This is a genomic window from Collinsella sp. HCP3S3_E5, assembly GCF_052067635.1.
Taxonomy (GTDB): Bacteria; Actinomycetota; Coriobacteriia; order Coriobacteriales; family Coriobacteriaceae; genus Collinsella.
The window spans coordinates 1-14,468 of record NZ_JBQHQF010000014.1 but is presented as its reverse complement, the minus strand read 5'-3'; the positions used below and the strand labels follow the sequence as shown (position 1 = coordinate 14,468).

Annotated in this window: 13 protein-coding genes; all 13 read right to left on the bottom strand. The window is 59.2% G+C overall.

The window, feature by feature from the left end; translation table 11 throughout:
* Window position 1 precedes the first annotated feature (1 nt).
* The gene (mltG, locus tag ACTM82_RS05620) at window positions 2–1,435 is read right to left on the bottom strand and encodes an endolytic transglycosylase MltG (RefSeq protein ID WP_441055021.1); all 1,434 of its coding nucleotides are present in this window, start codon (window positions 1,433–1,435) and stop codon (window positions 2–4) included.
* Window positions 1,428–1,856, bottom strand: a complete 429-nt coding sequence (ruvX, locus tag ACTM82_RS05615) for a Holliday junction resolvase RuvX (RefSeq protein ID WP_035138185.1) — start codon at window positions 1,854–1,856, stop codon at window positions 1,428–1,430. The genes mltG and ruvX overlap by 8 nt, the downstream gene beginning before the upstream one ends.
* A 17-nt stretch (window positions 1,857–1,873) precedes the next feature.
* Entirely contained in the window at window positions 1,874–4,531 is a 2,658-nt protein-coding gene (gene alaS / locus ACTM82_RS05610; RefSeq protein WP_441055023.1) for an alanine--tRNA ligase, read from the bottom strand.
* 148 nt (window positions 4,532–4,679) lie between these two features.
* Entirely contained in the window at window positions 4,680–6,089 is a 1,410-nt protein-coding gene (locus ACTM82_RS05605) for an AI-2E family transporter (protein WP_441055025.1), read from the bottom strand.
* Window positions 6,086–6,877, bottom strand: coding sequence for a SigB/SigF/SigG family RNA polymerase sigma factor (locus ACTM82_RS05600; RefSeq protein WP_441055027.1), 792 nt, complete (start codon window positions 6,875–6,877; stop codon window positions 6,086–6,088). The genes ACTM82_RS05605 and ACTM82_RS05600 overlap by 4 nt, the downstream gene beginning before the upstream one ends.
* 1 nt (window position 6,878) lies before the next feature.
* Window positions 6,879–7,256, bottom strand: coding sequence for an ATP-binding protein (locus ACTM82_RS05595; protein ID WP_441055029.1), 378 nt, complete (start codon window positions 7,254–7,256; stop codon window positions 6,879–6,881).
* The gene (locus ACTM82_RS05590; protein ID WP_441016303.1) at window positions 7,249–7,839 is read right to left on the bottom strand and encodes a hypothetical protein; all 591 of its coding nucleotides are present in this window, start codon (window positions 7,837–7,839) and stop codon (window positions 7,249–7,251) included. The genes ACTM82_RS05595 and ACTM82_RS05590 overlap by 8 nt, the downstream gene beginning before the upstream one ends.
* Window positions 7,840–7,939: 100 nt before the next feature.
* Window positions 7,940–9,289: a replication-associated recombination protein A gene (locus ACTM82_RS05585; protein ID WP_441055031.1), complete on the bottom strand. Its 1,350-nt coding sequence runs from the start codon at window positions 9,287–9,289 to the stop codon at window positions 7,940–7,942.
* A gap of 60 nt (window positions 9,290–9,349) precedes the next feature.
* Window positions 9,350–10,597 (bottom strand): deoxyguanosinetriphosphate triphosphohydrolase family protein, encoded by a 1,248-nt coding sequence (locus tag ACTM82_RS05580; protein ID WP_441055033.1) that lies wholly within the window; start codon window positions 10,595–10,597, stop codon window positions 9,350–9,352.
* 31 nt (window positions 10,598–10,628) lie between these two features.
* A complete protein-coding gene (locus ACTM82_RS05575; RefSeq protein WP_441055035.1) occupies window positions 10,629–11,051 on the bottom strand; it encodes a prepilin peptidase in 423 nt (140 codons plus the stop codon).
* 78 nt (window positions 11,052–11,129) lie between these two features.
* A complete protein-coding gene (locus ACTM82_RS05570) occupies window positions 11,130–12,425 on the bottom strand; it encodes a glycosyltransferase family 2 protein (protein WP_441055037.1) in 1,296 nt (431 codons plus the stop codon).
* Window positions 12,426–12,507: 82 nt separating this feature from the next.
* Entirely contained in the window at window positions 12,508–13,521 is a 1,014-nt protein-coding gene (locus ACTM82_RS05565) for an RluA family pseudouridine synthase (protein ID WP_441055039.1), read from the bottom strand.
* Window positions 13,521–14,102: a signal peptidase II gene (lspA, locus tag ACTM82_RS05560; protein ID WP_441055041.1), complete on the bottom strand. Its 582-nt coding sequence runs from the start codon at window positions 14,100–14,102 to the stop codon at window positions 13,521–13,523. The genes ACTM82_RS05565 and lspA overlap by 1 nt, the downstream gene beginning before the upstream one ends.
* Between the last annotated feature and the right edge of the window lie 366 nt (window positions 14,103–14,468).

Genomic DNA, 14,468 nt, shown 5'->3' with positions numbered 1-14,468 from the left:
TTTAATTCCAAGACTGTTGGTGCTCTTCGTAGGTTTGCGAGAAGTACTCCTCGTCCTGCGTAATGTAGAAATACAGGTCATCGGAGTCGGTCGGCTCAAGCGTGGCCTTGAGTGCCTCGAGCGACGGGGAGCAGATGGGCGTGGGTGGCAGACCCTCGTGCTTATAGGTGTTGTACGGACTATCGCTCTGCAGGTCGTCGGCGGAAACCTCGCCACCGGTGACATACATCATGGTCGCATCGCTGTTGAGATAACGCAGACCGTCGAGCTTGCCGGCAAGGCGGTTGTAGAAGACCGAGGCGACATGTGCGCGCTGCTCGGCGTTGAGACCCTCGCGCTCAACGATGGAAGCGAGATTGATGATGTCGTAATCGGACATCTCCACGCCGTAACGCTCTTTGATCTTGGCCTCGCAACCGGCAAAATCGAGAGACTTGTACTCGGTGTTGAACTGATCGAGCATGGCACGGATAACGTCATCGGCGCTCGGGTCCTTGCCCAGCGAATAGGTCTTGGGGAACAGAAAACCCTCGAGCGAATCGTTGGCGGCGCCCTTAAGGAAGCTATAGTCGTCCACGTAGTTGGAGGCCTTGGCCTGGTTGAGGAAGTCTTCCTTAGAGATGCTGTCGTAGGCCTGGGCCACACGGTCGGCGACTTGATCGACCGTTAGACCCTCGGGAATAGTAAGCGCATTGGAGCCCGCATTGGGGCCTTCCATGAGCTGCTGAACAACCTTGGTCGCATCCATGAATGTGGTGAACGAATAGGTACCAGGCTTGAGCGACATATCGGCATTGAGCTTTTTGACCGCCGCATAGTAATCCTTGGGATTTTCGACGATATGGTTCTCGGAGAGGATCGAGGCGATGGTGTCGCCCGAAGCACCGTCGGGAATGGTCACCGTAACCTGCTGACCAGCCGTAACCTTCGTATCCTCACCGGCAAAGAAGCCCTTGACGGCCGGCACGACAAAGAAAGCGATCGCAGCAAGCGCGAGCACCGCCACCACAACGCCGATGATCATGGGAACCGGAGAACTCTTCTTTTGAGCACCGCGACGAGCACGCGTGTCGTAGCTCGAGCGGGTCGCCGGAGCAACGCCATGCAAACCGCGAGCATGATGCGAATGCGATTGGGTAGCCTGCGTTCGCCGGACAGGCGCCTGCTGCTTAAAGCGGGTACCGCCTGCAGGCTGGGCCGTACGAGCAGTGGGCTGCTGAGCCGCGCGAGAAGCCGGATGCTGAACCGAACGAGCAGAAGGCTGCTGACCCGTCCGTTGAGCAGGTTGGGCCGAACGAGCGAAGGACTGCACCGGGCGCGCGCCAGGCTGAGCTGCGCGCTGCGTCGGCTGTGCCGGACGCTGGCCAGGCTGGGCAGGGCGCGACGCGGGCTGACGTGTACGATTCGGCTGGCGCGGATCGGAAGCGCTAGGCATGCGAAACCTCCTCGTTTTTACGATCGAGCCACGTCTGCAAAAACAGGCTGGCGGCAATCATGTCAATCTTGCCCCTCATCTGCTTTTCGTTGAGGCCCTGCTCGCGCAGGATGCGCTTGGCCTCTTGCGAGGACAGACGCTCGTCCTCAAACTCCAACGGAAGATCGAGCTCGTCGGCGATCTTTTGTGCCACGGCGGCAACGCGCTCGGCTTGAGGGCCAGGCTCACCGGCCATGGTCAAGGGACGTCCGCTTACCAGGATGTCGGGCTCATAGTCCTCAACCAGGTAACGGAACGTCTTGGCCATGCCGGTGACCTCGGCGGCCGGGAGTACCTTGACGGGCATTGCCATCTTGCCATCACGGCTCGAGACGGCAATGCCAATCCTGGTCTCCCCTATGTCCAGCGCGAGCGCGACCACAGCGACTACTTCGGTTCTTAGGCGCCCAGCGCGGTCTTAGCGGCCGCGAGGGCATCGGCGATACCGGCGGCGTTCTTGCCACCGGCCTGGGCCATGTTGGGACGGCCGCCACCGCGACCATCGACCAGGCCCGCGATCTGCCTGATCACGTTGCCGGCGTGGAAACCGGCCTTCACGGCGTCATCGGAGCCGGCGGCGAGCAGCGCCGGGGTGCCCTTCTCGGTCACGCTGGCGACGACGCAGGCGACAGGGCCGGCGACCTTCTGGTGCACGGTATCCCAGACGTTGCGCAAATCGGTTGCCTCAAGGCCCTGGAGCTGAGCGACGACGAGCTTGTAGCCGTCGAGCTCGACGGCTCCCTCGATAGCATTGGAGATAGCGTCGGAGGAGCCACCGGTCAGGGCCTTCTTGAGCTTATTGGACGTCTCGCGCAGCTCGGCCTGCAGGTTTTCCACACGGGCGGGAACCTCGTCGACGCGGCACTTGAGCGCAGCGGCAGCGGCGTCAACGAGTGCCAGGCGGTCGGCCATGTAATCGAGAGCGCCCTTGGAGGTCACGGCCTCGATACGGCGGACGTTGGAGCCCGTGGAGGACTCGGAAATGATCTTGAACAGGCCGATCTCGGCAGTGTTGGCGGCATGCGTGCCACCGCAAAGCTCACGGGAGAACGGCTGGTCCTCGGCGCCCACGGAGACAACGCGGACAACGTCGCCGTACTTCTCGCCAAAGAGGGCGACAGCGCCGGCGGCCTTGGCCTCATCGATGCCCATAACGCGGGTCACGACCGGCTTGGAAGCGAAGATCTGCTGGTTGACCAGGTCCTCGACAGCCTTGAGCTGCTCGGAGGACAGGGCCTCAAAGTGCGTGAAGTCAAAGCGCAGGTGCTCGGGCGTCACCAGCGAGCCGGCCTGGGAGACATGCTCGCCCAGGACCTGCTTAAGGGCGGCGTCGAGCAGGTGCGTGGCGGTGTGGTTGCGGCGCAGGAAGCCACGGCGCTCGGCGTCGAGCGCGGCGGTCACGGTAGCGCCGACGGTCAGCGTGCCCTCGGCAACGTGGGCGACGTGAGCATACAGGCCGTTGTGGTTCTTGGTATCGGCAACCGTCAGCGTAACGCCCTCGGCGGATAGCTTACCAGCGTCGCCCTGCTGGCCACCCATCTCGGCATAGAACGGGGTGCGGTCGAGCACAACCTCGACATCTTCGTCCGCAGCGGCGGACTCTACGGACTCGCCGTTGCGAACAATGGCGACAACCTTGGAGCCCTCGATGACGTCGTTGTCATAGCCGTCGAACTCAGTCGCAGCGACCTTGTCGGAAAGCTCGACCCACACGTCGTTGAAGCTGCCCCAAGCGTCGCCCTTGGCGTTGGCGCGGGCGCGGGCCTTCTGGTCCTCCATGCAGGCGGTAAAGCCGTCCATGTCGACGTCGTGGCCAGCGGTGCCGGCGATCTCGACGGTCAGGTCGATGGGGAAACCAAAGGTGTCATGCAGCTTAAAGGCAACATCGCCCGGAAGGACAGCGCCGTCGGCGAGCGCGGCCAGGGCCTCGTCCAGGTAAACGCGGCCGTTGTCGAGCGTCGTGGAGAAGCGCTCCTCCTCGGAGGCGACGATACCCTTGACGAGCGCGACGTTCTTGAGCAGCTCGGGATAGGCCTCGCCCATCTGAGCGTTGACCTCGTCGATGAACTTGGTCAGGAAGGCGCCCTCGATGCCCAGCAGGCGACCGTGGAACACGGCGCGGCGGAGCAGGCGGCGAAGGACGTACTCGCGGCCCTCGTTACCGGGGAGGATGCCGTCCGAGATCATGAAGTCGACGGCACGGGAGTGATCGGCGATGATACGCAGCGAGCGGCTGGCACCGGAGTAATCGTCGGCGTCATAGGTCTTGCCGCTGACCTCCTCGCCCAGCTTGATGAGGTGCTGCATCAGATCGCCGTCGTAGTTAGCGGTCTTGTGTTGCATGATAGCGGCCATGCGCTCCAGGCCCATGCCCGTATCGAGGTTGCGGTGCGGCAGCTCCGGCATGGAGCCGTCCTCCTGGCGGTCGTACTGGGTAAAGACGAGGTTCCAGAACTCCAGGAAGCGGTCGCAGTCGCAGCCGGGCTTGCAGTCGGGGCTGCCGCAGCCAACCTCCTCGCCCATGTCAAAGTAGATCTCGGAGCACGGACCGCAGGGGCCGGTGGGGCCGGCGGCCCAGAAGTTGTCGTCCTCGCCCAGACGCGAGATGTGATCCTCGGCAACGCCCAGAGAGCGCCACACGTCATGGGTCTCGTCGTCCTCGGTAAAGACGGTGAAGTACAGGCGGTCGAGCGGCAGCTTGAACTCCTTGGTGATGAGCTCAAAGGCCCAAGCGCAGGCCTGCTGCTTGGAGACGCCGCCAAAGGAGAAGTCGCCGAGCATCTCAAAGAAGGACAGGTGACGGCCATCCTCGCCGATGCAGTCGATGTCGTTGGTGCGGACGCACTTCTGGCAGGAGATAGCGCCGATCTCCTTCATGGTCTTCTTGCCCTGGTAATACTCCTTAAACTGGTTCATGCCGGCGTTGGCAAGCAGCAGCGAAGGATCGTCGGGGACGAGGGACGAAGAAGGATAGAGCTTAAGACCGCGCTCCTCAAAGAAGTTGAGGAACTTAGAGCGAATCTCAGCCGTAGTCATTGACGGGTAGTCAGCACTCATAGAGGGAATCTCCTCGGTTTCACATCGAAACAGTTCAAACGTTACGATATTACCATCCCACCGCGCAAGTGCAAAAAAGAGGGTCGCCAAACAGCGACCCTCCAGCGAATTTGCACGTTATTGCCTATGAACTTGAACTTGAAATGACTTACTGCTCATCATCGTCCATGGAACCGTCGATGCCGGTATTGGTATCGTCGTCCGAGTTGGAATCGTCGTCTTTGGCGAAGGGATTCTTGAAAAAGCCCGTAGCATCGGGCTGAAGGCCCGAGAGCTTGATCCTGGGGTTATCGAGCTCGGGCCTGGGCATGGCCTGGGCCTCGGGCGCAGTCTCGTTACCGATGAGCTCGGACTCATAGATGAACGTATCGTCTCCAAGCGCGTCATAAGCGGCGACCGGGTTGCCCTCGGTATCGCGATACGGCGTGCCCTTAAACACGGCGCCGTCGTATGCCACGAGCTGACGGCCGGTCTCGTTCTCAAAGTAGTAGACGAAAATGCCCTTGAGGGCCGCGCACAGCGGAATGGCGATAACCATGCCGATGGCGCCCATAAGCGCCGAACCGATAACGAGTGCCGTCAGGCTCATGATGGGATGCACCTGCACCGAGCTCTGCATGACTTTAGGCGAAATGACGTTGTCAGTGACATTTTGCGCCACCATGGTCACGACCAAGGTCCACAAAGCCAGCATCGGGCTGAACATAAAGCCGAGCACCGTGGCGATCGCCGCGCTCACCCAGGGACCGACAACCGGAACCAAGTGCATAATGCCCGTAAAGATGGCCATGAGCGCCGCGTAGGGATGGCCAATGAGCGTAAAGCCGATAAAGGCCAGGATGCCACCGCAGATGGACGTCACGACCATGCCACGCATATAACCGCCGACCGAGCGCGAAAGAATCGCGACCATAAAGCGGTACGAGGTCTCCTTTTCCTGACCAATGATGGTGCAGACCTCGTGGTGCATACGGGGATAGTCGCAGGCCAACCAATAGGCAAGCACCAGACCGAGGAAGATGACGAACAGCTGCGAGGCCGTATTGGTAATGAACGGGAATACACCGCGACCAAGCTCAGCGGCAATCTGAGACACATACTTGGACGCCACGGTAACCAGCGAAGAAAGATTATCGTCCAGATACTCTTTGAGCGGCGTGTTGTTGAGCGTCTTGGCATGCGAGACCATCTCGTTGAGATCACCGCCCGCAACACGAAGCTGCTCAGGCAGGCGGCTCAAGACTTCCATGATCTGACCAAAGAGAATCGGCGACAAGATGCAAACAACACCGACGAGCACAGCAACGACCACGATCAGCGCGATAAGCGAACCAATGCCACGGTTGACGCCGTGATGCTCGAGCCAGTTAGTAATCGGCGACATCACAAAAGCGATGATGGAACCGACAGCTAGAAACTCGATAACCGGCGCCAAGATACCCATAAGGTTAAAGATGACGGCGGCGATGACAATGCAGCCGACGACGGCCCAAATGCGAAGCGTCAGAATACGGGTATCGCGCAGCGCGCGATCGGTTTGTTGGGGGTGTTCACTCATGAACGAACCATCACTCCGTCGGGGTCGATCTTGTCCTGAACCTTCTTAAGGGTACGGCGCAGCAGGCGCGAGACCTGCACCTGCGAGATGCCCAGCTTCTTGGCGATCTCGATCTGGGTCATGCCCTTTACGAAACGCAGCTCGATAACCTCGCGCTCGCGCGGCGAGAAATCGCGGATGGCCTCCTCAATCACCAGGCGGTCATCGGTAAAGTCGAGCTCGTTGTCGTCGTCGGCGTAGCGGTCGAGAATTGAAGGCGCGTCGTCAGAATCGGACGCACCGGGGGCCTCGATGGGCACCGAGGTATAGGCCGAGGACGATTCCATGGCCTCCAGCACCTCGTCAACGGTCACGTCTAGGTACTCAGCGATTTCCTCCACCTTAGGCGAGCGCTGCAGCTCGTTAGTGAGCTTGTCGGTGGCCTGGTTAACCTTGGCAGAGAGCTCCTGTAGGCGACGCGGAACGCGCACACTCCAACCCTTGTCGCGGAAGTGACGCTTGATCTCACCCAAGATGGTGGGCGTGGCAAACGTGGTGAACTCAAGTCCGCGCTCGGGGTCAAAGCGGTCGATAGCCTTGAGCAAACCCAGATAGCCGACCTGCATGAGGTCGTCGAGCAGCTCGCCGCGATTCTTAAATTTGTTGGCAAGAAACCTTACCAGGTTCATATGGGACATGACGAGCTGCTCGCGGGCGTCCGGATCACCGGTCTCTTTGTAGCGACGAAACAGCTCGCGGGTTTTCTCCTTGTCCCAAGCGGTCTTACCGCTCCGGGAACGTTCGGTCATATTAGATATCCGCCTTGAGATCGAGGGAAAGCGTCAGAGGCGCCGCAGTCTTTTCGTAGGAATCGCACACGCTTGCCAGAATGAGCTCGGCATATACGGCGGCCTGGTCATCCTCATCGACAGTCGCCTGGTCGCCAAAGGTGAAGGTCATGCCCACGTGAGACTCGTCGACATCGAATTTGATCGAGATAACGTCAGAATAAACGGCCGTGCAGCCAAAGATGAAGGCCTCCTCGGCAGCCATACGAATGTCCTCGATGCGATCGACGGACATGGAACACAGCGCGCCGACATTAGCCGCCGTCATGCGCACCAAGCGTGCCAGACGCGGATCCCCGGCAACAGTCAGCGTGATAGAGCAAGTTGCTTCACTACTCATCGCAGGACTCCTCAGAGGTCTCGGCGGGCGTGTAGGTGTAATACCGGGCTGCTTTAGCAGCAGGCTTCTGTGCATCATCGTCACCAGCAGCGGCATCGTCCCCGGCTTCGCCAATCAGGACACGCTCGGTCGGCTGCTCGGCTTCGGCGGCAGCGGAAAGATTATGCTCGGCGTCGACCGCGGGAGCCTTTACCTTGTTAAAGAGTTTCTGAACGGCACCGGCCGCAGAGTCGGTCACACTCGACACGGCATTGCTGGCCTCGGCCATGCTGCCCGTAACCTCGGAAATGTCGCGAACCACGGCTTCGACCTCTACGAGATTGGAGGTAAGGGCGTCGACGGCGGTCTTGCTCGACTTGAGGAGCGGCTCAACCTGCGCCAGCGCGGGGGTGAGCTCATCGACGGCGCCATCGAGCTTTGCTACCACGGGCTGAGCCTCGGCGATGGTGTTGTTAAGGTCGCTCACCGTCTTGTCGAGCGAATCAACGACAGTGCGGGTCTTTCGCAGCGTGAGCGCGAGCTCGATGACAGCCCACACGCCGGCAACGGCGAGCAGCAGCAGGGCGATTTGGATGGGACTCATACAAGCCTCCCGAAGGAATCGAAATACAGACGCTGTTCATGGTACCCCAAAGGGGACCGAACATGCCAAAAGCAGCAACGTGAGACAAAATTACCAGCAGCTACTTCGGTGCATTCCCGCTACGGTCGCGCTCGCTTTGCTCTACACGCCACTCTTCCCAGCCGCGGCCGGCAGGCTGCCAAAACGCACCGCGCTCCAGCCCCTCGGGCAAATAGCGTTGATCGACCCAGCCTTCGGGATAATCATGCGGATACTTATACACACCGTATTCGTCGCTGCCCGGGCGATGACGATCGCGTAGATAGCTCGGCACCTCGCGCAGCCCACTTGAATGAATATCGGCCAACGCCGCATCAATCGAGGCCTCACACGCGTTGGATTTTGGCGCCAAGCACACATAGAGTGCAGCCTGAGCCAGATTAATGCGGCACTCGGGATAACCGATGACCTCGGCAGACTTAAACGCGGCATGGGCCACCAATAGCGCCTGCGGGTCGGCGTTGCCAACATCCTCAGAAGCCTGAATCATAATACGGCGAGCGATAAACTTAGGATCCTCCCCCGCATCGATCATGCGCGCGAGCCAATAGATCGTGGCATCGGGGTCGCTGCCGCGCATAGACTTAATAAACGCACTGATGATGTCGTAGTGCATGTCGCCGTTTTTGTCATACGAAAAACCACGGCGCGGATTGGCAATCTTTACGTCATCCACGGTAATGGGATAACGCTCCCCCGCCGCCGGCGCTGGCGTCCCTTCCGTATCGGGACGCGTGACGGCAATCTCGCTCGCAAGCTCGAGCGTCGTGAGTGCCGAGCGAGCGTCACCCGCAGCCAGCGTGCAGATGGTCTTAACCGTATCCTCATCGGCCGAGAACTTGCCGTTCAAACCCTGCGGCGCCTCGAGCGCACGCTCGATAAGCGTGGCGATATCCTCGTCCTTTAAATGTTCAAGTTCCACCACGCGACCGCGCGAGAGCAACGCCGAGTTGACCTCGAAGTACGGGTTCTCCGTCGTGGCGCCAATCATAATGACGGTACGGTTCTCAACCGCATGCAGCAGGGCATCCTGCTGCGACTTGGAGAAGCGGTGAATCTCGTCGATGAAAAGAATGGTGCGACGGTCGTACGTATTCAGGCGCGTCTTGGCCTCGTCAATCACGCGGCGCAGGTCCTTCACAGTGCCCGTCACGGCGCTGACCTCGACAAACTCGCTCTTGGTATGGTTGGCGATAATGTGGGCCAGCGTCGTCTTGCCCGTACCGGCCGGCCCATACAGAATCACACTCGACAGCACGTCATGCTCAATCGCGGCACGCAACCACAAGCCCTTACCGACGGCCTTTTGCTGGCCCACGTACTCGTCGAGCGAATTGGGCCGCATGCGCACCGCAAGCGGCGCATTCTGAAAGGAACGCTCACGCGCCGAAGCAGAAAAAAGGTCGTCCATAGCCATCCCGTGCATCAATCAAAAACGTTTTCCATGAACAGTATACAGAATATATACGAACTACCGTTCGTTAATATAGGTACGGTGCGGAAACATCAATCCCGGGAACAGCTTGCTCGTGAGCTCGCAGAAATAACCGTCCGTCATGCTCGCAATGTAATCCACGACCGTCTGGTCCTTATCGTCCTGCCATGCATAGGTGCGATCGTAGTAGGAAAGCTGCTGTTCAATGCGAGAAATGTGGTGCTTAAAGATATACGAGGACTCGTCGCCTTCGTTTATATCCCGCAGGCAACGGTCATAGAGCTTTTCGAAGGCCTCGCGCAGCTCCGCTTCGGAGTCGCCTTCTATGCCGCCCTTGCTATAGATCTTCTCGTAGTTCTCGCGCTTGGCCCGGCGGATCTCCTCAAACAGGTCCTCGCTCATCTCGATGCGCGGCTTGCCATAGCTGTGCTCGACGATATCGATAGAGGCATGCGTAAGGATCCAGCTGTTGTATGCACCGCCCAGGTCATCGTCAAAGGCGTCGGGTGACAGCAGGCCCGCCGCAATGGCGTCTTGCCGATCGCGCCCAACGTAGGCAAGGATATCCGAGATGCGAACCACGCAGCCCTCGAGCGTCATGGGGCGCAGGTGCTCAATTGCGCTATAACCCGTGGCAATGCATTCCTCGACGGTTCGGTCGAACTGGTCAAAGGAACCCATGTCCGAAAGCTCAAAAACACGCTGTTCGTACTCGCCGTTGTGGCACAGTACGCCATCGAGCGTCTGGAGCGACACGTTGCGGCCGTACAGCGCGTCGAGCACGCGGACCGACTGCACATTGTGGAAAAAATAACGCCCCGTGCGCTCATGATAGATGTCGTTGAGGAAACGCTCACCGGCATGGCCAAAGGGCGTGTGGCCCAAGTCGTGGCCTAAGCCAATCGCCTCGATCAGATCGCAGTTGAGGCCCAGAGCACGCCCGATATCGCGAGCGATGCGCGAGACAAGCTGCACGTGCAGGCCGCGGCGCGACAGATCGTCGTTGCTGCGAAAACTGAAGACCTGCGTTTTGCCTGCATAACGTGTGTATGCTGGCAGATGCAGAATCTTTTCGATATCGCGCATAAAGGCCGGACGCATAAGCGTGCCCTCGTCTGCGGCCCGATCGACACGGCGGATGACCTGGTCGTCACCGCATCGATAGGGATTAACGACACCCGAGGCGCGGTCGGCGGCAATGCGCTCGACCAGCTCGGGCGACAACGCCGCGGGAATGCGATCCAGGCGCGCCTTGATGGCGGCTGTCTGTTGATTGATTGCCATGGCATGCTCCTTAAAAAGGGCGCGCAAACGGTTACAGCGTACTACCCACGAACTCGATTATGGCAAATATTGGCACCAAAAACGGCAGCAAAGGCAGCGAGCGCGATTTTGCGATGAGACAGGCGGCGGCAAGGGTCAGAAGCGCAACCGCAAACGCGACGACGCCGCCCAGGGGATCGAAGGTGCAAAGGGCAAAGAGCGCCTTGGCATCCCCCATGCCAACGCCAGGGGCATGGCGAAGGCGACGCCAGAGTGACTCAGTAAGCACAAGGGCAAGGTAGACGATGACCGCAAGACCGGCGTGGTCAAGCGCCATGTTAACGCCCTTGTCGAGCCAGACGCCTGCAAACGCCGCCACCGCACACGCGCCGGCAAGCTCATTGGGAAACCGCCGCTCGCGGGCATCAATCGCGGCGCCGGCAAAGATGCAAATCCAAAACGGGATATAGAACATCGAAACCCCTCAACTGAGCGCTCAAACGTAAAAACCACCGCAAAGGTTCTATCCCCTTTGTGGCGGTTTTGATGGTGGTTATTTGGCGCCCTGCATGACCTCGTCGAGGGTAACGCTTACGGCGTGCTGCGTCGGCACCCAGTCGACCTTCAAGAACAGCGCTGCCACCGTAATGGGGATATAGCTGAACATAAAGATCGGGAAGGTAAACAGGTTGGTTACCAGACGCCACTTTTGCGCGCAGTGAATATGCTTGTATTCAAAGATAGTCGTGAGCAGCGCCAGGATAAAGAAAGTCTGATACATCATAGCGAAGGTCATGATGAGCGAAGCGGCACACGCCTGCATCTCGACTTCGGTAGCCAAGAAACCGTGCGAAAGGCCGCCCACGATGAGGAACGTCGCATTAGCGAGCATCGAGATCAGAGAGAGCAGCATGCCCGGTGCAATCGTCATAAACATGTCGTAGGCGGCAAAGCGATGATAGCGGAAGGTCGATTTGACCAGGTGCTTACCGTACGTAAAGAACACCTGGTAGAAGCCCTTGGTCCAACGCATACGCTGTTTCCAGGATGCCTTAAACGTCACGGGCTGTTCGTCAAAGAACTCCGCCGGCGCATAGCCAATGCGAATGCCGTGAATGGCACAGAACGTGGTGAACTGAATATCCTCGGTCAGCGTGTGGAACTGCCAGCCGTGCATACCCTCGATAACGCTGGCGGAGATGAGGTAGCCCGAACCCGAAACGGCGCAAGACGTCTTACAGATGTTGCGCGCGTTGTTGAGAAAGCGCGCCTCGCGCAGGTACCACGTGGCATTAGCTGCCGAGATCCACGAGCTGCCAAAGTTCTTGGAATTGCGATAGCTCGTAACAACATGGAAGCCCTGGTCAAAAGCATCGTTCATCATGGACACGTAATCGCGGGCGATAACGTTATCGGCATCGAAGATAAAGTAGCCTTCAAACGTATCGGGATACTCGTTAAGGATGCGGTCGAAGCCATAGTCCATGACCCAGCTCTTGCCTTTACGGGCCAAGTCATTGCGCTCATAGACGACGGCGCCCGCCTCGCGCGCGAGCTGCGCCGTGTTGTCGGTGCAGGCATCGGCGACCACGAAGACCTCGATAAGCTCGGACGGATAATCTTGGTCCTTAATGGAGCGCACGAGGTTGGCGATCACGGCCTCCTCGTTATGCGCCGCGATAAAGAAGGCATAACGATGGAGCTTCTTGGCCTTGGGAGGCGCGACCTCACCACGGAGAGCACCGATGACAAAGAAGACCACCTGGTACAGAAAGCAGACCGTAAGCAGCGTGACGACAATCTGGTTGAAGATCACGATGGGTGTGTTGGTTTGTAAAAAGGCGAGCATGCAGGCTCCCAGGAACGCGTGACGTAAACAACCGTATATCTTACCGCAGGCTTACGGAGTTCAAGAAACCACCTAATACTGGCTAGGCCTCGAGCAGACCGAGCTGAGGGACGATTTCATTGCCAGCGGCAGTGCGGCCGAGCGAACGCGGGGCCAGATCATCCAGAACCGCCGCAAGATCCCATGGCAGCTCGTCACGGCACTCGATGTGCTCCCCCGTCACGGGATGATCGAACGCCACACGCCAGGAATGCAGGAACTGCCTGGTCAAACCCTGATCGGCACGAGCATCGCACTTGCCATAGAGTGGATCGCCCACGCAGGCGTGGTTGATATGGCGCATGTGAACGCGAATCTGATGCGTGCGGCCGGTAAACAGGTGACACTCGACAAGCGTGTAGCCGTCGTCGAAGCGCGTGGAATCAAAGCGCTCAAGGACCTTAAAGGTCGTGATGGCCTGGCGCGCAAAGGGGTCATCGGAAACCGCCATCTTCACGCGGTCGCGCGTCGATCGGGCAATACCGGTGTTGATAGTGCCCTCGTCCATGGCGATGTGCCCGTGAACGAGCGTAATGTAGCGACGGTCGAGCGTGCGCGTACGAATGAGATTTTGGAGCGCGCGCTGGGTGTCGTCGTCTTTAGCCGCGAGCATAAGACCCGAGGTATCGCGATCCAGACGATGCACGATGCCGGGGCGGTCCTCGCCCTGCACGGTACCAAGATGGTCGATGCCGCAGTGATAGACCAGAGCATTCGCAAGGGTGCCGCTCTCATGACCATGCGCAGGATGGCACACCAGGCCGCGCTGCTTGGAGAGCACCATAAGATAGTCGTCCTCATAGCGAATGTCGAGCGGGATGGCCTCGGGGATCACGTCGGTCGGGTCGTGCGGCTCGGGCAGGTCGACCGAGATGCGGTCACCGGAGCGTACGACATACTTTTTAGATAGGCAGGTCTCGCCGTTGACGGCAACGGTGCCTCCCTCGATCAGATGCGCGCAGGCAGAGCGCGTGGGGCAGCCATCGTTGGCGCCCAGATAGGCGTCGAGACGTTGACCGGTGCAATCGTCGGCAACGAGAATATGGATGTCGGCCATTAGCGCTCATTCCTTTCGCGAATCTTGCGGGCACGCTCCCCACGCTGCTTAGCTTTACGTTTGGCGCGGGCCTCGTCACGGGCGTTGAGCTCGGCGGTCGCATCGACCTCGCGAGCGGCGGGACTCAAGAACATGTATCCGATGATCGCCAGCACGACACCGGCGGTAATGCCGATATCGGCCACGTTAAAGACGGGGAAATCAATGAAGGTAGTGGCAATAAAATCAGTCACAAAGCCCATGGCCAGGCGATCGATCGCGTTGCCGATGGCGCCGCCCGCAACCATGGCCATACCCACGACCTCTAGGCGAGCGAGCTGAGGAGCACGGAGCAAGTACACGGCAATGGCGACAATGGCCGCAAGCGCCAGCACGGCAAACGCTATGCCATGGCCCTCGCCCATGCTAAAGGCAGCTCCGATATTGCGGACAAACACAAAATCGATCACGCCGGGGATAGCGGTCATATGCAGGGTATCGCCCACGGCACGAACCGCAAGCTTGGTCAGCTGGTCAACAAGCAACACAAAGAGCGCCACCCCACCAGCAACACCCAACCGCCAACGCAAAGGCGGCGTCATATCCGCACCACGACCCAAAGAAATCCCCTACCCTCAAAACAATCGAATTCCATTTAACGCAAATAACCATCTTATATTGCCATACGCAGAACGCACGACATATCCACCAATGCGACAAAGGGGCTGTCCCCTTGTCCCTTCACCGGGTAGTCTTTTTGGGACGGGGCTTTTTTAGCTACCCAGTCCAGCGCTTTCGAAGATTAAGTCCTTATTTGAGGTAGGGCAGCTAAAAAAGCCCCGTCCCAAAAAGACTACCGACAGACACTATGACCCAATCCGAGGGCACTAAAAAGATAGGAGCCCCCGCTCGTGACCGCGGGTCGGGGCTGCGACAATGATGTTGAAGTGCCATAGGCGCAGCCGCGC

Bases quoted from the DNA above. Each gene is read 5' to 3' on its own strand.
- mltG (WP_441055021.1), bottom strand. From the start codon at position 1,435: ATGCCTAGCGCTTCCGATCCGCGCCAGCCGAATCGTACACGTCAGCCC.
- alaS (WP_441055023.1), bottom strand. From the start codon at position 4,531: ATGAGTGCTGACTACCCGTCAATGACTACGGCTGAGATTCGCTCTAAG.
- ACTM82_RS05605 (WP_441055025.1), bottom strand. From the start codon at position 6,089: ATGAGTGAACACCCCCAACAAACCGATCGCGCGCTGCGCGATACCCGT.
- ACTM82_RS05600 (WP_441055027.1), bottom strand. From the start codon at position 6,877: ATGACCGAACGTTCCCGGAGCGGTAAGACCGCTTGGGACAAGGAGAAA.
- ACTM82_RS05595 (WP_441055029.1), bottom strand. From the start codon at position 7,256: ATGAGTAGTGAAGCAACTTGCTCTATCACGCTGACTGTTGCCGGGGAT.
- ACTM82_RS05590 (WP_441016303.1), bottom strand. From the start codon at position 7,839: ATGAGTCCCATCCAAATCGCCCTGCTGCTGCTCGCCGTTGCCGGCGTG.
- ACTM82_RS05585 (WP_441055031.1), bottom strand. From the start codon at position 9,289: ATGGACGACCTTTTTTCTGCTTCGGCGCGTGAGCGTTCCTTTCAGAAT.
- ACTM82_RS05580 (WP_441055033.1), bottom strand. From the start codon at position 10,597: ATGGCAATCAATCAACAGACAGCCGCCATCAAGGCGCGCCTGGATCGC.
- ACTM82_RS05575 (WP_441055035.1), bottom strand. From the start codon at position 11,051: ATGTTCTATATCCCGTTTTGGATTTGCATCTTTGCCGGCGCCGCGATT.
- ACTM82_RS05570 (WP_441055037.1), bottom strand. From the start codon at position 12,425: ATGCTCGCCTTTTTACAAACCAACACACCCATCGTGATCTTCAACCAG.
- ACTM82_RS05565 (WP_441055039.1), bottom strand. From the start codon at position 13,521: ATGGCCGACATCCATATTCTCGTTGCCGACGATTGCACCGGTCAACGT.
- lspA (WP_441055041.1), bottom strand. From the start codon at position 14,102: ATGACGCCGCCTTTGCGTTGGCGGTTGGGTGTTGCTGGTGGGGTGGCG.